This window comes from Marinobacter sp. C1S70 (genome assembly GCF_000475355.1).
In the GTDB taxonomy this organism is placed as follows: domain Bacteria; phylum Pseudomonadota; class Gammaproteobacteria; order Pseudomonadales; family Oleiphilaceae; genus Marinobacter; species Marinobacter nauticus.
This window is the reverse complement of sequence record NZ_AXBW01000040.1, coordinates 1-16,491: the sequence shown is the minus strand read 5'-3', so window position 1 is coordinate 16,491 and position 16,491 is coordinate 1. Positions and strand designations below refer to the sequence as shown.

The window sequence follows — 16,491 nt, the reverse complement described above, 5'->3', positions numbered from 1 at the left end:
GATGACCAACGTTCCCGAAACTATCCGGAAGCGCGTGGACTCTCTGCGCGCTACCCTCGAAGACCACAATTATTACTATTACGTTCAGGACGACCCCAGGATCCCCGACGCCGAGTACGATCGGTTGTTTCGGGAGTTGCAGAAGCTGGAAGCCGAACACCCGGAACTGGCGACAGAGGATTCGCCGACCCGCCGGGTAGGCAGCAGCGCTGAGACCAGTTTCGAGGAAGTTACCCATCGCCTGCCGATGCTGTCGCTGGATAATGCCTTCAGTGAGGACGAGCTACGGGATTTTGACCGTCGGGTTCGTGACCGGTTGGGAGAGGACGGGGCCATTGAGTATGTCTGTGAGCCCAAGCTGGACGGTCTCGCCGTCAGCCTGCACTACGAAAACGGTACATTAACCCGTGCCGCGACCCGGGGTGACGGCTATACCGGCGAAGATATCACCGCCAATATTCGTACCATTCCGTCGGTACCTCTCAAGCTGCGTGGCTCGGGATATCCGGATCTTGTTGAGGTCCGCGGCGAGGTGTACATGCCCCGTGCCGGTTTCGAGAAGCTGAATGAGCGCCTGGCAGAGCAGGGCGAGAAGACCTTTGTAAATCCCCGCAACGCTGCTGCCGGAAGCCTGCGCCAGAAGAAATCGACGGTAACCGCCAGGCGCCCGTTGGAACTGTGTGCCTACAGTATGGCGGTAACTGATGAAAGTGTACTGCCTGAAACTCATTGGGACAGTTTGCAGCTTGTCAGGGACTGGGGGTTCCGGATCAATCCGGAAATGCGCAAGGCCGAGGGTGTGGAAGCCTGTCTGGATGCCTACAACGAATTGATGGCCAAGCGCGACAGCTTGCCCTATGAAATCGATGGCATTGTGTTCAAGGTAAACCGTCTCGATCTTCAGCAGGAGCTGGGTTTTGTTTCCCGCGCCCCGCGTTGGGCGATCGCCCACAAGTTTCCGGCCCAGGAAGAGCTGACGATCATTGAAGATGTGGAATTCCAGGTGGGTCGAACCGGAGCAGTGACACCGGTAGCCCGCCTGAAGCCGGTGTTTGTCGGCGGTGTGACTGTGTCAAATGCAACCCTGCACAATATGGATGAGATCCGACGCCTGGACGTTCATATCGGCGATACGGTGTTCATTCGCCGGGCCGGGGATGTTATCCCGCAGGTAGTGAAGGTGGTGCCGGAAAAGCGCCCGGCCATGGCGCCGATGGTTGAAATGCCCGAGCACTGCCCGGTCTGCGGCTCGGATATTGTCCAGATTGAGGGAGAGGCCGTTGCGCGGTGTTCGGGCGGCCTGTATTGCCCGGCTCAGCGCAAGGAAGCGATCCGGCATTATGCCTCCCGGAAGGCCATGGATATTGAGGGCCTTGGGGACCGGCTGATCGAGATGTTGGTGGACGAAGGTATGGTCAGCACCGTGGCGGATCTTTACCGGCTGACGAAATTCCAGATCGCCAGTCTGGAGCGTATGGGCGACAAATCTGCGGCAAATCTTACTGCCGCCATCGATCGCTCCCGTGAACCGGTGCTTTGGCGGTTCCTTTATGCACTTGGTATTCGTGAAGTGGGTGAGGCGACCGCCAAGGGGCTGGCAGCCCATTTCGGCACGCTGGAAGCGATTTCCGAAGCGGATGAAGAGTCTCTCCAGACGGTGCCTGATGTCGGGCCTATTGTGGCCGGTCATATCCGGAGCTTCTTTGATCAGCCCCATAATCAGGAAACACTTGCGGCGCTGAAAGAAGCAGGCGTCACCTGGCAGGAAGAGCAAGTGCTGTCGGCGTATGAACAGCCTCTCAGTGGTCAGACCTGGGTGTTGACTGGGACCCTCTCCGGGATGACACGGGATGAGGCCAAGGAAAAGCTTGAGCAGCTCGGTGCCAAAGTGGCTGGTAGTGTCTCCAAAAAAACCGCCTGCGTTGTCGCAGGCGAGGCTGCCGGCTCCAAATTGACGAAGGCTGAGCAGTTGGGGGTACCTGTGTTGGATGAGGCAGTGCTGGCCGACCTGCTGCGGGAACATGGTATCGAGGTCTGAGGGCTGCTGGCCAAAGAATCTGAGAACTCGCGCAGATCGCTCCGGATTCAAATTGGCTACCATGGCGTTGATCTGTAACGGTGTGTAAACCGGATGCCAGGCATCCGGGCACGGCCATAACAATAACGTCATGAAACGGATTTTTGCATGCGCGCCGATTTGTTCTCCCGCTCAACCGCCTCGGGCCGCCTCCTTGGTGTTGCCCTGATTGCCCTGGCAGCAACCGGCTGCAAGACCGAAAAAGATCCTGACCAGCCCACGTTGTTGGGGGCGCCACCGACCACCGCCTATCTGGGGGTGGAGTATTACTACAACTGGGGTGCCTATGGCGGTGAAAGCATACTCGATTACTCGCTGACCAATGCGCCATCCTGGCTTGCGCTGGAAGACACCAGCAATAAGGCGCGTCAGGGTATTATCATGCGCGGTGTGCCTGGGCTATCCGGAGGCAACCGGGGTGAAGCTGATCTTGGCCAGACCGAGAATATCGAGATAGTCACCACGGACGGCCGCATGGCGGGTTTTCAGCCGTTTGATATCGACGTCAAGCGGAACGTTATCACCCTTGCCGGAGCCAATCTGAAAGAAGGTGAAAGCCAGGACTCCGAAGACGAGTCGGAAGAGCGGTGTGCGGTGCCTGAGCTTGATGCCGGCTCCTATTCTTATGAGCTCCAGAAGTTCACGGATGAGGGTGCGCCGGATGGAACTGAGTCAGTCACCTACCCAACAAAGCGCGCGTATGTAAAAGTAAATCTGGATCAACCCTCCGTTACCGAAGTCAAAATCGCCTTTGAGTTGCGTTCTGATTTCGACCCAACTGCCTGTGACAATGACGAAACTGATCCCGCCCATCAGGACTGCCAATATAGCCGCGCCAACACCGGTGCGATTATTATCGGCGAAGACCTTGTTGCGCTCAGCGACGAACTGAATCACCCCGTTGATAAAGAAGGTAATCCTCTCGAGTACATCGAATACGACATGACTGGTGATACGGTTACCAGTGGTGTTGTGACGCTGAAGCCCGGTATTACCGAGTGCTACATTCCCTTTGAAGTGGTCGACGACCTGATTCCCGAGCCAACAGAAGTCGCGACGATGGTTCTGACCGAGGTTCGCCAGGGCATTGCCTCCCTTGGCAACGGCAGTGTTGAGGTCAAGGCCAACATTTCCATCGAGGACAATGAACCGCTACTCAGCATTGAAACCGTCAATGGCGGCAGCCGCGATACAATCAATACGGAGACGACTCGAGAGTATCGCGCTATTCTCACCGGTGACCGTAAAACCGAATTCAGAGCCAAACTGGCGAGAATTGGTGCACTGACCGGTGTTATCGAGGACGAAACCTTCGAGATTGTTCAGAAGAATGCACAGGACGACTATGACGAAATAGAAGAGCTGGTATTCCCGCTGGAGCAGGATGAAATCACCTTTGGTGTTCGCGCACTTGCCTATAACAATCAGGGGGAAGAACTGGATGACAACGCAGCGCCCATTGGCGTAGACGTCAATTATCAGGCTGGTCGGGCAGGGTATGCCAGGGGCGCTTCTGAAACACTGCTGAGGCTGAACCTGAACCGCCTGATCGCACCGCTGGCCTGGAATGATGGCTTTGTGGCAACGGATGTGGCTTTGGGCCATGAGGGCCGGGTGTTTGTTGCTGGCTACGTTCCGGGGAACAATCAGGTTCAGGTCCGCATCTATGACCAGGCAGGCGCTGTGCTCCAGGATCCTATTGATGTGACAAGCTCGGGCTTGGCAATGCCGCCGTCCGAGGTATTTCTGGACGTGGGTGTGCGAACGGTCACTGAAAACAATAACCGCGTAAATCGTTATGAAATTGCCGTTGCTTTCAGCTCTGATGAGGCAGGCCTGGGCACACCGGTGGGCGGGGTTGATGCGGTAACGGCACTGTTCCATTTTAACGGTGATTCGGGGAACTATGTTCCCAGCTGGGACGATGAAATCTATCGGATTGGCACCCCGGCCGACGATTCGGTGCGCTGGGTTGGCATAAACGGCACCACTGGCTATGTGTTGGTGGGGGGTGAAACCCGAGGTGCCTGGAATACCGGTGCCTATCAGGGCGGTACCGACAGTTTCCTGGCGCGCATTGATACTGCCGAGAACGCAGGGGCTCTGGAGCCGACCCTGGCCTGGGCGCGGCAGGTGGGCTCATCCGGTAATGAGACCGTGGTCGGTGGTAGCTCACAAGGCTCGTTGGCGCTGCTGTTCGGGTCATCGCCAATGACGCTTGATGGCCTGGGCAATGTTGGTCCGTATTTCTTCAATGGCAACACAGGAGAATCACCGACCGTGTATCAGGTAGGTGAAGACAACTCTGAATCGCTGGGGGACGGTCTTTATGGAGGGGCAGGGGTCGTGCTGGTCGGCGATGCACCCTATAGCTACCGATTCCGTGAAGCCCAGCCAGAGGACGCCGGTACCGATAACGCAGAGGATGAGATTATTCGCACACCGTTGGATAACCGCGCTGGTTTTGTTCTTGGATTCAATACTTCAGGCGAACCTCTGAGCGCGTACACCGTTGATGATGCCGATGATCTTTCCAATGAACTCCTGACCAGCGGTGTCCGGTTCGACGGTGATATCGTGGTGTCGGGCAATACCAACGGGAGTTTTGTTGAAGGTCAGGCGGCGCCGGTGTCTGGCACAGAAAGTATCCTGGCCCGAGTGGACACATCCGAATCCGGCGCAGCGTTCCGGAACTGGCGTAAGCAGCTGGCATTCGAAGGTCTGGAAATTCTCGACCTGGAAAATTATCGCGACGATGAGCTAGTGGTGCTGGCGGACAGAAACGGCGAGAGAATGGTGCTTGTCTTCAGTCCGGAAGGTGAGTTACTGACACCGATAACGCCGTAATCCTCAGGCTGGCAGGTCAGGGAGGATTCAGACCGACCCTTCCTGCCGGCCGGCATTGGCATAGAGTTTCAGGTAGTCTGTGCTGGTAACCACACCGGCGGGTTCTCCGGCAGCATTGATCACCAGCGCGGCATTCAGCCGGTGAGCGAGCATCAGGCGAGCCAGTTGATGGGCATCCGTTTCCGGAGAGGCGGTCAGAAAAGCCGGAAGTTCGATGTGAATCAGGCTTTGGTCCAAAGCCTCTGAACTGTGTTCGTGAATCCACGAAAGTAGCCAGCGCAGATCGATCAGACCTGCCACATTGCTATCGGCCAGCACCACCAGATGATGAACTCCGTGTTCTTCCATGGTATCCAATGCCTCTGCGACGGTGGCAGAAGCAGGAACCGAGAACTGGGCTGGTGAGCTGATGTCAGCGACTGGCAGGTAAACCCTTTCTTCCCGGCGTTCGCCGGCGGCAGCGGCACCATATTCCTGAAGCGCGCGAAAGCGGCTGCCACCGCCACCGCTGTGGACTGCCTGCTGGAACTCGGCATCGGTAGCCTCGCTATGTTCGGCAGAAATGGCCTCAGACTCCGACAGCTCGGTGACATCACCCACCCGGCGACTTCGGAACGCTTCGGGTAACCGGGTCCCGATTGGGCGCCCGGGTTCACTGACGAAAATGGACATGATTCCACCTCTCCGGGGATTCTCCCCTTTACCACCACCTTATGACCTTTTATCGGCCGCCTGACCGTTCGCTATAGCACGAGTTTATTACTATCCGGTTAGTTGGTTCCGGTAAAGACGTCCCGTTTCCACACGACGGGCGAGCCGGGTATTCAGGCAGGGCGGTTGCTCGCAGATCCGGTCGGCCAGATATTCAGCCAGCAGGGGAGCCCACACCAGGCCTTTGCTGCCGAAACCCGTCAGTAGAAAAACGCCGGGCTGGGCTGGCTCGTCGCTGGCTGGGCAGGGACCAGCCACCGGCTGATAGTCGTGTGTGGTGCAGCGGAATGCCACGCGCCCCTCAAGATGTTCTGCCTGTATGTGCTCTGAGATGTTTACGGAGGGCAGCAGTTCCCGAAGTTGGTCGAGGTTTTCCTGATTCCCCTCGGGCGTTGGTTCCGGGTTATCGTCATGCAGATCAAATGTGGCACCGGTTATGGCATTGCCTTGATAAGCGGGGTTCAGGTATTTGGTGCCACAAATAACCACGTCTGGAAGTTGGCAGTCGTCTGCGGGTATCCGGGTGACCTGTCCGCGAATTGGCTTAAGCCGCAGCGACTGGCCTTCGGGCACAGGAGCAAGAGCGCCGGTTTCGTGGCCGGCGGCAACCACAACCTTAGTTGCCCTGAGTGATCTTCCGTCACTGGCGTTTATTACCCAGTAATTTTCCACCCACCGCAGCGTATCAACCTGAAACTCGAAAATCGTGCGGATGAGTGGGTGCTCAATCAGCGTTTTGCACGCACGGGCCGGTTGTAGCCAGCCGGAACCTGGGAACCAGAGCCCTTCGCACTGGACCGGCATGCCGGCAATACGGCTTGCTTCGCCGGCTTTCACGGCCGCCAGCAGATTTTCAGGGTAGGTGTTGCGTTCCAGAAATCGCCTTTGGCGATCGTGTTCCTGATCCGTTGCTGCAAGCTGCAGCAAACCACTTGGGTGCCAGAACTCGCCCTGCCAGCGTTGGTAGAAGCGTTGACTGAAGGAAAGTGCGGTGGCCGCGAGCTCTGTCTGATCGTTGTACTCGACACCGAGTTTTACATACAAAGCCCCCTGGTCATTGCCGGAGGCGCCCGCGCCGGGGCCATTGGCCTGGTCGATAAGCACTACCGGAACGCCCCGTTCTGCCAGATTGCGGGCCAGGGTGGCACCGGCAATTCCGGCACCAATGATGGCGATGGGCTCCGCTCCTGCGGCGGGTGCAACGGCCTGTTCCGCCGCAGGAAATCTGCCGGTCAGCATCTCCCGCTTGCGGCCGAAACCGGGCACTTTCAGCATGTCAAAGCCCTCATCGGCGAGAGCGCGACGAATCCGACCGACCGAAGTAAAAGTGGCAAGGGTGGTGCCCGGTTTACTGTGAGCACGAATCTGCTGAATGGCCTGTTCGAGCCACATGTCGGGGTTCAGTGACGGCGCAAATCCATCCAGAAACCAGGCGTCGGCCACGAATTCCAGTTCGTTCCAGGCGTCCAGCACATCGCCAAAATAGAGGGTAAGCCTGATGGCGCCGCCGCCAAGCACCAGGCGGTGGGTTCCTTTTATCAGCGGAGGGTAGTTCTCAATCAACTCCCGGGCCAGGGGCTGCAGCCCTGGCCAGCTGTCCAAGGCCTTTTCCAGATCGGCCAGAGACAGGGGATAGCGCTCGACCGAGATGAAGTGAAGAATTGCGTGGTCTTGCTCGTCGGGGCGTTGAGCGAGCCACTCTGCCCAGGTTGCCAGGAAGTTGAGCCCGGTGCCGAAACCGGTCTCCGCGATCACAAAATGGCTGTTGCTGTTCAGTGCTGCGAATCGCCCGGGCAGTTCATTTCTGTCGATGAACACATAACGGGTCTCGGCCAGTCCGTCATCTCGGCTGAAATAGACATCGCCAAAGCGGGCCGATTCAGGCACTCCGTCTCGCCATATCAGTTCCGCCGGTTCCATGGCCGGCGGAAGAAGGTCGGGGGTCATGGGGCTCAGTTGTCTTTCGTGATTTCTTCGGCGGACTCGATAATGACCGGGCTCACCGGGACATCGGCCATGCCACGCTGGTAGCCGGTCTGAACCCCTGCGATACGATCAATTACACCCATGCCCTCGGTAACCTTGCCAAAAACGGCATAGCCCGGGCCTCGCACTCCGGCATTCAGGAAATCATTGTTGGCCACATTAACGAAAAACTGGCTGGTGGCAGAATCCGGCGCATTGGTCCGGGCCATAGCGATGGTGCCGCGAAGGTTGGGCAGGGTGCTGGTGGCTTCGTTCACAATCGGGGCTCTGGTTTGTTTGCGTCCAAGATTCTCATCGAATCCGCCGCCCTGGACCATGAAGCCGGGAATCACACGGTGAAAGATGGTGCCGTCGTAAAATCCGTTGTTTACGTAGGCCAAAAAGTTTTCAACGGTTTTTGGAGCGACGTCGGGCCGCAGCTGAAGCACGAATGCGCCTTCCGTCGTCACAAAGCGGACCTCCGGAAGTGCTGTTTCTTCGCTCTGGGCCATGGCTGGTGAGGTGGTCAGCAGAGTGGCAACGAAGGCAAACAGGACAGACATCACAATCGAGATGTGTTTTACGGTATTTGTCATTTTAAGGCAGCTCTCTGTTACAGGTGGTGACCAGAATACTGAGATAATCCGGTTATTACGAAGTTTGAGCAGATCTTAACAGATCATTACGCCATTAAGGGTAAATCAGAACAGCATGCTCAGAGGTTGTGGGCTACGCTTCACTTGATTGTTGAATACCGGGCCGGGTTGTACGGTGATCACTGATACTGCAGGAGGAATCTGGTGAGAATCCGTCAGGGTTTTGAAGAGAAATCCCGGCTTGGCCGGTTGCTGATCAATCGTGGCTATCTGTCTGAAGGTCAGCTGGAAGAAGGACTTCGTGCTCAAAGGGAAACCGGCCAGCGCCTCGGTGAGGTGTTAATCGCTGCCGGCTGGATCTCAGAGCGGGAGCTCCACCGGGTACTCAAGCATCAGTCCCGTTACCGTAACGCAGCGGCACTGGTTACCATGGTCACTCTGCCATTTCAGCCCCTGGTTTCACTGGCGTCCAGCAACACCAACGCAGGGCAGATTGGCGCTGAAGCGGGCGAGCTCTATGCACGGGGCGATCTCACGCCCTTGTCGGAAGAAGAAATGTCAGGGGTGTCTGCTCAAAGCGGTATCGGCCTGATGGAGCGCCTGGAGGCGGTTTCTTCCATGCCTGGCAGCGCCAGGGACAATCCCTCAGGTGACTCTCCCGATGTCGACGTGGTGGAAGGAATCAGGTTGGCGGCCAACGTGTTCGTGCCGGTGCTCAGCTTTCTGGATTCCGACCTTACGATTTCGGGTGTGCATTACCGGGACTCAGAGCCTCGCTACTCGCTGCAGGAAGACGGAGGCCTGCGGCTGGCATTTCCTGAGCGTATTGAGGAAATCCGGATGGACAACATTCGTGTGATGGGCGGGCAAACACCGCCCATGGGCAATGTCAGTATCCGGGATATCCGCTTTCACCCCGATTCGCAGATGACCATTTACACGCGCTGAAAGCCGTGCCCTGAAACGAAAAATGCCCGGAAAATCTCCGGGCATTTTATTTTCTCTGGGCGCTTGGTGTATCAGGCACTGGCCAGAATATTGGTGCTTGAGACGTTGGTCTGCTGGCCTTTGGCGCCATAGAGCTTCTGCTGGGCGGAAGCGCCTCGGAAGATGTCGGTAAGGCGTGACAGGCGCTTTTGCAGATGCCCAAGGATTCGGCCGTTGTTCTGGTTCACAGCCTGACATTCGCGCAAGTGGGTGTCTGCGTCTTTCCAGAGTTGGTGGAGCTCATCCATGCCCGCGGCCCGAATGAATCGTGATGGCTCTCCTGCGTTGGGCTTGTAGCCCATATTCACCAGCAGGTGAATTTTCTTTTTGGCGCGTTCACGAACGCCTTCAAGAATCTGGTTCTTCCGGCTGGTCATTTCTTGCAGGGGCTGGATATCCGCAGAGGAGAGCACGGATTTTTCCTGGTGGAGAAGTTCCGCCAGCAGCTCAAGCTGGCGGATATCTTCCTGAAGAATCGCTTTCAACTGTTCATGTGCGTTCATGCTTTACTCACCCGAAAATGCTTTTATCCATCTCAAGCATTTTCTGGGCCAGTTTCTGAGCATCTACCTTGTAGGTGCCGTTCTCAAGAGCAGAACGAATCTGTTCGATACGATCATCGTCCATTTCGGGGTAATCCCCCAGCTTCTGCTCAAGTTGCTTCAGGTTTTTTGCCTGATTGCTCAGGTTCACATTTTCACCGCGGGCAGCGGGGCTTTGGGCCTTGGCTTGTTCGCCAGTTGTCGCCTGTGAGCCCTGGTTGCCTGTGGCTTTGTCGGCCGTGGTGCGAGTGGTGTTGACCTGGCCTGGGCCAATTCCATTTAAGTCAACTGACATATCAATACCTGCTTGCCTGGGGCCACATCAAAGTGGCGTATTCGGGTTTATATCTACTTAACGGCAAATCCGCGCCATACTTTAGTTACAAAACGGAAAACATTTGCCGCTTTTGCTACTTTGCTGCCTTACATCGGAATTTCGACCCGCCCGGGGCCAACCGCACGGGCTTTGACTGTCCGGGACGAGCGGAGATTCTCTACCAGAACCTGCTCTCCAACCCCTGCACTCGCCAGTGCTTTACCGCGAGAAGACACCGAAAATGAGCCTGAACGCGCGGTGATAATAACATGATCGCCCCGCTCAATCGCGTTGGGGGCTTCAAGGAGATCCGGGGTCATTACCGTGCCGGCATTCACCGGGCGGCGCATCATCATCCCTGAAATGGACTCTTTGCGGGTGAGTACTCCGCGGCGACTGGCGTTGATCTGAACCGAATTTACGGTTACCAGATCCTGTGTCAAACGCTCCCCGCGCGCCAGGGGGCGAGCCGCTACCAGGGCAGGGCCATGAACCTCAACGCTGGTGGTCACGTACATTTTCCAGGGGCGTTCACCACTGCAGGAAACCAGGACCGACGGGCTGGTGGTCTGTAGCGGATCGCCCGCAAACTCGGCGTTCAGCCCCTGGTTGCAGGCAGCAAGGGCGATGCGGCTGTCGATAGCGCCAACTTCGTAGCGGCTCGTGTAGCCCTCGGCAGCAAGGGTTCTGGACCACTCTGCCAGGAACGTCTGGGCGGCGTTACGGATGGTTTCAGCAGTGGTACGTTCTGAAGACTGAGTGACCGGGCTCAGTAAAAGGCACAATGCAGCCAAAAAGATGATTCGCATACGCACCGGTTTGTCCTATGCTGTCTGTATCTGTGTGTTTTGTCGAAATTCGTTAAGGATTCGGGTTCTTGGGCCGTTAACCCTTAACAGGTCTGCAGGCGTCAAAGAATTGTCTTGGACATGCCTGAAACCACCTTACAATGATTTAAGCAATATTGATGCCGGTATAGGCACGCCAGGAGTAAAGCATCATGGCAGGGGTATTAGACAGCGTTAACCAACGCACCCAGCTGGTCGGTCAGAACCGGCTCGAACTCTTGCTGTTCCGTTTACGGGGGCAGCAGATGTACGGCATCAACGTATTCAAGGTCAAAGAGGTGCTTCAGTGCCCCAAGCTGTCATCGATTCCCAACAGCCGGAGCGTGGTTCGAGGGGTTTCCCACATCCGCGGTGAAACCATTCCGATTATCGATCTGAGTATGTCGATTGGCTTGCCGGGTATACCGCAGGAACAGCTGTCCACCAGTTTCGTGATCATCACGGAATACAACCGTAAAACTCAGGGCTTTCTGGTAACGGGCGTAGACCGGATTATGAATATGAACTGGGAAGACATTCTGCCTCCACCGAAGGGTGCCGGAAAGGATGTCTACCTCACGGCGGTTACCAAGATTGACGATAAACTTGTAGAAATCATAGATGTAGAAAAGATTCTTGCAGAAGTTTCTCCGCTCAGGGAAGATGTGACGGAAGAGCTGGTCAGCCGAAGTGCGGAACGGGTTCCCGGCCATTTGCCCGTGCTGGTTGTGGATGATTCTTCCGTGGCTCGCAGGCAGATTGAGCGCTGTTTGACCGCTATCGGAATGGAAGTGGTTACCAAAAACGACGGCAAGCAGGCGCTACAGTATCTCAAGGAGATTACCCAGGACGGTTCAAAAGCAAGCGACCACCTGTCTTTGATTATCTCTGATGTTGAGATGCCGGAAATGGACGGCTACACCCTGGTTACCAGAATCAAGGAAGATCCGGCGCTGAAAGAAATGTATATCATGCTGCATACCTCGCTGAGTGGCGTCTTTAACCGGGCGATGGTGCAGAAAGTGGGCGCAGACGATTTCATGGCGAAATTCAGCCCGGATGAGCTGGCCGAGCGAGTAATGGAGATTATTGATCAGCACTAGTGCTCGGCTGACGGTTTCACCCACGAAGAGATCCAATGAAAGCGGACATGACGCCCCAGGAATACGAAGCCTTTAAAAAGTTCCTGCAGGATGCGTGCGGCATTCTGCTGGGTGATAACAAGCAGTACCTTGTGAAGAGCAGGCTTCGGCGGATACTCGAAGAAAACAGCCTGAACTCCCTTGGAGAGCTTCTCGAACGATTGCAGAGGCCTGGTCGGGCGGGTTTGCGCGAAGTGGTCATCGATGCGATGACCACCAACGAGACGCTGTGGTTTCGGGATAATCATCCGTTCCGGATTCTGCAGGAAAAGCTCTTGCCGGAGTTCGCCGAGCGAAATTCACTCCAGCCCCTGAGAATCTGGTCTGCCGCCTGTTCTACTGGCCAGGAGCCGTATTCTGTAGCCATGGTGGTGGACGAGTTCCGCCGTACCCGGCCTGGTAAGCTACGGGATGTAAAAATCACCGCAACGGACATCTCCAAAAGCGTGCTGGAAGTTGCCCGCCGTGGCGAATACGAAATGATCGCCATCGGCCGGGGGCTTTCCCCGGAGCGCCAGAAACACTTTTTTACCCCCTCGGCCAACGGTGGGTGGCAGATTCGCCCGCAAATCAAGTCCATGGTGGAATTCAAGGAATTGAACCTGCTGGACCGATACATGCTGGGCAAGTTCGACATCATCATGTGCCGAAATGTGCTGATCTATTTCTCGGCGGATCTGAAAAAGGACATCCTTACCCGGCTGCATGGGGCGCTGAACCCCGGGGGCTACCTGATTCTCGGGGCCTCCGAGTCTTTGAACGGGCTTCCCAACCTCTATGAAATGGTTCAGTGTCATCCAGGCATTATCTATCGCAAAAAATAGCCGGGAACTGTTAAATGCGGAGTAGGGTACCGATGTGGAGAATCTGAACCTCCGGCATCTCTATTATTTCTGGATAATTAGCCGCGAAGGCTCCATTGCCCGGGCCAGCGAGGTACTCGACCTGGCTCCCCAGACCCTCAGCGGCCAGCTTGCGACCTTTGAGGGCGCGGTGGGCGGCCGGTTATTCAGCCGCGAGCGCCGGCAACTGGTACTCACAGAACTCGGCCATATGGTTCGCAGTTATGCCGATGAAATCTTCGAGCTGACCGGCCAGTTGTCTGAAACCTTGAGGGCGGGGCCTGAACACAGGCCGCTTTCGCTGTCTGCGGGCATATCGGCGTCTATCCACAAGCTGATTGCCTATTACCTTCTTCACCCCGCGATGAAACTGAACCGGCCCGTGCAGCTTGAATGCCGGACCGGCCGGACTGAAGATCTCCTGCTGAGCCTCAAGCGCAAAGAGCTGGATGTGGTGCTGACCGACAGAATGCCCCAGGCTGAATCACCTGAGCGGTTTGCGGTTCATCCGTTGTCCCGGTCTACCATCAGTCTGTTCGCTGCACCTGAACTGGCGGAGAAACTCAAAACCGGTTTTCCTCATTCCCTCAACCACCAGCCGCTGCTGGCGAACGCCACCGATGCGCCGTATTTCGAGAAACTGATGCACTGGTTCAACCTCAATAATGTGCGAATGAACCTGGTTGCCCGAGTCGATGACAGCGCCCTTATCAAGGTGTTTGGTCGCGAGGGAGTTGGTGTATTCGCCGCCCCTACGATGATTCAGGATGAGGTGTGCCGGCAGTATCAGGTGGCTTTGATTGCTTCGCTCGATGAAGTGACAGACCAGCTGTTCGCGGTTACCCGAAGCCGCAAGCTGGCCCACGAGGGTGTGCGGGCAATCTGTGAGGCTCGTCAGGGGATCTTTGAGCGCTAGGCGCCAAGCTGTTAAATCCTCGAAAAAGTCGATGTTTTTTGTTTAAGAAAACTTATTTTATCGAAGTTTGCGCTGCCCCATCATGGGACCGTATTCCGCAGTATCCAGAGGAGCGCAGTTATGAAAACGATTCACAAGTTCAGACTCGAACCTGGTAAAGAGCCTACCACCCTGACCTTGAGAGAGGGCTATGAAGTGGTACGCTGCGAGTATCTGGTGCCGCATAAGGCGGTTTTCCTTTGGGTACAGCAGCCATTGAATGTAACCACTCCCACGGTGGAACGGCAGTTCCGGGTAGCAATGTCGGGTGAGCCGGTTCCTGATCGGTTCCAATACATCGATACCGCTCTTGATCCGTTTGGTCCTGAGGCCTATCACGTTTTCGCTGTGCCAGCGGGGGAATTGCTCCTCACTGGTAATGGCCATGAACGGGCCAGTGATGATTTGCTGGGTGGCGCCGGGTGGCAAGGACGCTATGCGTCCTGATTGCTCCGGCTAGCAAGCAGTGTTGCACGCTCTCTTGGGCCCCGATTGGGGCCCTTTTTATGTTTCAGGGGAATGATTGACCGGTAAGTGCCCGGTTTTTACCCAGATGACCGTTTCGTGCTCTACGAACGGATGGTGTTGGCTCATGTGGGGGCTGCGAATCCAGCTCCCGGCGGGATAACGTCCGTGTTCATCACAGAATTCGCCGGACAGCACAAAAATCTCTTCTCCACCAAAGTGACGATGTGGCTGAAAGGTCTCGTTTGGCGGCCACTTCACCAGGGCAACGTGCTCATGCTCGAATTCGTGCAACGGCATAACCTGTAAACCGCCAATGCCGGGCAGCCAGTGGCCGGCATTGGTATCGATTCTGACCGTCGCGGTATCTCTCGGGTCGAACTGATGGAGTTTGACCAGCAGGGTGCAGCCCTCTTCGCTGAACGGTGCATGACTGCTGCCCGGAGGATTCCGAATGTAGGTGCCGGCCGGATAGTGGCCGGTCTCGTCGGAAAAAACGCCTTCAAGCACCAGAATCTCTTCACCCAGAGGGTGTTCGTGGGTAGAGAAGGAGGAGCCGGGCTTATAGCGTACAACGCTGGTGGCGTGGCCCCGCTCGGCTTCCTCTCGGGCCAGTGGCTTGCGCTCAACGCCTGCGGCGGGGCTGGGGACCCAGTGCTGTTCGTGGGTATGAATAACAACGCGCTGGGAAAAATCCATGTTGAGCATAACGTGTCTACCTTCTGTCATTCACTTTATCAGGGCCTGAATGTCCCGGAAGTGTGGGTGCTTGCAGTGAACCATCCACTCAAAGGCCACCATCTCAGTGGTAACAATGCGGGCGCCGCTCTGGTGCAGTCGATCCAGAGCTACGTCCCGATCAAGTTCGCTACGGGACCCGGTGGCGTCAGCCACCACCCATACCTTGTAGCCGGCATCCAGGAGGCTCAGGGCGGTTTGCAGCATACATACGTGGGTTTCGCAGCCTCCGATGACAATGTGTTGCCGGCCTTCTGGCAATTCGTCGATGAGTCCGTCCGGGCAGGCGTCGAAATGGGTTTTCGCCAGGGTTTTGTTGCACAGCTCCTTAACGCCTTCCAGATTCGGCCCAAGTTTTTCAGGTATCTGCTCGGTTGCAATCACGGGTACGCCAAGCAGTCCGGCGATGGTTGCCAGCGTAATGCAACGCTCAGCAACCGCATCGCCTTCGCTAATGGCAGGCATTAGCCGTACCTGAACATCGATGAGCAACAGGGTGGATTGGTCGGCTTTCATCAGCATGGTCATTCTCCTGAACGTGTTGAGCGGGTTTCCTGAAAGGATACGCCATGGCTGAGAGGTTTGTTATGTCCGAGGCCATCGTAAGGCCCTTAGGAAAATTTTTTCGATGAATTCAAAACATGGAGTTGCCAAACGCCGTCAAAACCATTAAAGTTTGCGCCCTCAAATGAGCGACGACATCGCTGATTTGAAACAGTTTATTGGAGAGGTGGCCGAGTGGCTGAAGGCGCACGCCTGGAAAGTGTGTATACGTTAATAGCGTATCGAGGGTTCGAATCCCTCCCTCTCCGCCAATACAAAACCCCAGCAGAAATGCTGGGGTTTTTTGTTGGTTCTCTCTTACGCAACTCCTATCGACTGCAGAACAAACACCCCGGTAGTTACCGTCACACTCGCCAGCAATGTCGTCAGCGCGATAATGTTCGCTGCCATGCGATCGTTGCCGCCCAAAGCCTTCACCATCACGAAACTGGCTGCTGCCGTTGGGCTGGCGAAGAACAGGAACATGAGCCCGAGTTCGCGCCCTTCAAAGCCGGCCAGCCAGGCTACAAATGTGCACAGGGCCGGCAAAGACACCATCTTCCAGATGGATGAACCCATGGCCGGGCCACTGTCACTGCGGATGGCTTTCAGCGAGACTGTTGCGCCGATACAGAGCAGGGCGAGCGGAAGAGTGAGAGAGGCAAAGTAGTCGCCGCTCGTCATTACCCAGCCTGGAAGCTTGATTTCAAAGGCTGCGAACGGGATGGCCAGTACCACCGCGATAATCAGGGGGTTGCGGGTAATGTCTCGAAGGGTGTTGCTCAGGCTCATGGTTTTTCCCGGCTGATAAGCCAGCAACACGATCACCGACAACGAGTTGTAGACCACAATCACCAGACCCAGCAGCAGCCCCCCGGCCGAGAGCCCATAGTCGCCATAGAGGTTGGCGGCCAACGCTGCGTATTCCGGCGAACGTG

General features: G+C 56.3%; 16 protein-coding genes and 1 tRNA gene. 8 read left to right on the top strand and 9 right to left on the bottom strand.

What is annotated here, in order from left to right; all coding sequences use genetic code 11:
• Position 1 precedes the first annotated feature (1 nt).
• Positions 2 to 2,038, top strand: coding sequence for an NAD-dependent DNA ligase LigA (gene ligA / locus Q669_RS12145; RefSeq protein ID WP_022992461.1), 2,037 nt, complete (start codon positions 2 to 4; stop codon positions 2,036 to 2,038).
• A gap of 147 nt (positions 2,039 to 2,185) precedes the next feature.
• Positions 2,186 to 4,924, top strand: a complete 2,739-nt coding sequence (locus tag Q669_RS12140) for a hypothetical protein (protein ID WP_022992460.1) — start codon at positions 2,186 to 2,188, stop codon at positions 4,922 to 4,924.
• Positions 4,925 to 4,951: 27 nt separating this feature from the next.
• Here Q669_RS12140 and Q669_RS12135 read toward each other — a convergent pair whose 3' ends face one another.
• From Q669_RS12135 to Q669_RS12125, 3 genes are all read right to left on the bottom strand, one after another.
• Positions 4,952 to 5,596 carry a CBS domain-containing protein gene (locus tag Q669_RS12135; RefSeq protein WP_022992459.1) on the bottom strand — a complete coding sequence of 215 codons (645 nt, stop codon included), beginning with the start codon at positions 5,594 to 5,596 and terminating at the stop codon, positions 4,952 to 4,954.
• A gap of 90 nt (positions 5,597 to 5,686) precedes the next feature.
• Positions 5,687 to 7,582 carry a bifunctional tRNA (5-methylaminomethyl-2-thiouridine)(34)-methyltransferase MnmD/FAD-dependent 5-carboxymethylaminomethyl-2-thiouridine(34) oxidoreductase MnmC gene (gene mnmC, locus Q669_RS12130; protein ID WP_022992458.1) on the bottom strand — a complete coding sequence of 632 codons (1,896 nt, stop codon included), beginning with the start codon at positions 7,580 to 7,582 and terminating at the stop codon, positions 5,687 to 5,689.
• A 5-nt stretch (positions 7,583 to 7,587) separates the two neighbouring features.
• A complete protein-coding gene (locus Q669_RS12125; RefSeq protein ID WP_022992457.1) occupies positions 7,588 to 8,196 on the bottom strand; it encodes a peptidylprolyl isomerase in 609 nt (202 codons plus the stop codon).
• Between the two features lie 204 nt (positions 8,197 to 8,400).
• On the opposite strand from Q669_RS12125, the gene Q669_RS12120 reads away from it, so the two are divergent.
• Positions 8,401 to 9,144: a hypothetical protein gene (locus Q669_RS12120; RefSeq protein ID WP_022992456.1), complete on the top strand. Its 744-nt coding sequence runs from the start codon at positions 8,401 to 8,403 to the stop codon at positions 9,142 to 9,144.
• Between the two features lie 71 nt (positions 9,145 to 9,215).
• On the opposite strand, the gene Q669_RS12115 is transcribed toward Q669_RS12120, so the two are convergent.
• The 3 genes from Q669_RS12115 to flgA all read right to left on the bottom strand — a co-directional run bounded on the left by Q669_RS12115 (position 9,216) and on the right by flgA (position 10,856).
• Entirely contained in the window at positions 9,216 to 9,686 is a 471-nt protein-coding gene (locus Q669_RS12115) for a flagella synthesis protein FlgN (protein ID WP_022992455.1), read from the bottom strand.
• Between the two features lie 7 nt (positions 9,687 to 9,693).
• The gene (gene flgM / locus Q669_RS12110; RefSeq protein WP_022992454.1) at positions 9,694 to 10,020 is read right to left on the bottom strand and encodes a flagellar biosynthesis anti-sigma factor FlgM; all 327 of its coding nucleotides are present in this window, start codon (positions 10,018 to 10,020) and stop codon (positions 9,694 to 9,696) included.
• 128 nt (positions 10,021 to 10,148) lie between these two features.
• Entirely contained in the window at positions 10,149 to 10,856 is a 708-nt protein-coding gene (flgA, locus tag Q669_RS12105; protein ID WP_036149659.1) for a flagellar basal body P-ring formation chaperone FlgA, read from the bottom strand.
• 185 nt (positions 10,857 to 11,041) lie between these two features.
• Here flgA and Q669_RS12100 point away from each other — a divergent pair, with 185 nt between their 5' ends.
• The 4 genes from Q669_RS12100 to Q669_RS12085 all read left to right on the top strand — a co-directional run bounded on the left by Q669_RS12100 (position 11,042) and on the right by Q669_RS12085 (position 14,254).
• Positions 11,042 to 11,971 (top strand): chemotaxis protein CheV, encoded by a 930-nt coding sequence (locus Q669_RS12100; protein ID WP_022992452.1) that lies wholly within the window; start codon positions 11,042 to 11,044, stop codon positions 11,969 to 11,971.
• A gap of 35 nt (positions 11,972 to 12,006) precedes the next feature.
• Positions 12,007 to 12,834, top strand: a complete 828-nt coding sequence (locus Q669_RS12095; protein ID WP_022992451.1) for a CheR family methyltransferase — start codon at positions 12,007 to 12,009, stop codon at positions 12,832 to 12,834.
• Positions 12,835 to 12,868: 34 nt separating this feature from the next.
• Positions 12,869 to 13,768 carry a LysR family transcriptional regulator gene (locus Q669_RS12090; RefSeq protein WP_022992450.1) on the top strand — a complete coding sequence of 300 codons (900 nt, stop codon included), beginning with the start codon at positions 12,869 to 12,871 and terminating at the stop codon, positions 13,766 to 13,768.
• Between the two features lie 120 nt (positions 13,769 to 13,888).
• The gene (locus tag Q669_RS12085) at positions 13,889 to 14,254 is read left to right on the top strand and encodes a hypothetical protein (protein WP_022992449.1); all 366 of its coding nucleotides are present in this window, start codon (positions 13,889 to 13,891) and stop codon (positions 14,252 to 14,254) included.
• A gap of 57 nt (positions 14,255 to 14,311) precedes the next feature.
• On the opposite strand, the gene Q669_RS12080 is transcribed toward Q669_RS12085, so the two are convergent.
• The gene (locus tag Q669_RS12080; protein WP_022992448.1) at positions 14,312 to 14,980 is read right to left on the bottom strand and encodes a cupin domain-containing protein; all 669 of its coding nucleotides are present in this window, start codon (positions 14,978 to 14,980) and stop codon (positions 14,312 to 14,314) included.
• Positions 14,981 to 15,001: 21 nt separating this feature from the next.
• Positions 15,002 to 15,532 carry an isochorismatase family protein gene (locus tag Q669_RS12075; RefSeq protein ID WP_022992447.1) on the bottom strand — a complete coding sequence of 177 codons (531 nt, stop codon included), beginning with the start codon at positions 15,530 to 15,532 and terminating at the stop codon, positions 15,002 to 15,004.
• 202 nt (positions 15,533 to 15,734) lie between these two features.
• Here Q669_RS12075 and Q669_RS12070 point away from each other — a divergent pair.
• A tRNA-Ser gene (locus tag Q669_RS12070) sits at positions 15,735 to 15,825 on the top strand.
• Between the two features lie 46 nt (positions 15,826 to 15,871).
• Here Q669_RS12070 and Q669_RS12065 read toward each other — a convergent pair.
• A partial coding sequence (locus Q669_RS12065) for an AEC family transporter (protein WP_022992446.1) occupies positions 15,872 to 16,491 on the bottom strand: 620 nt, incomplete at its 5' end.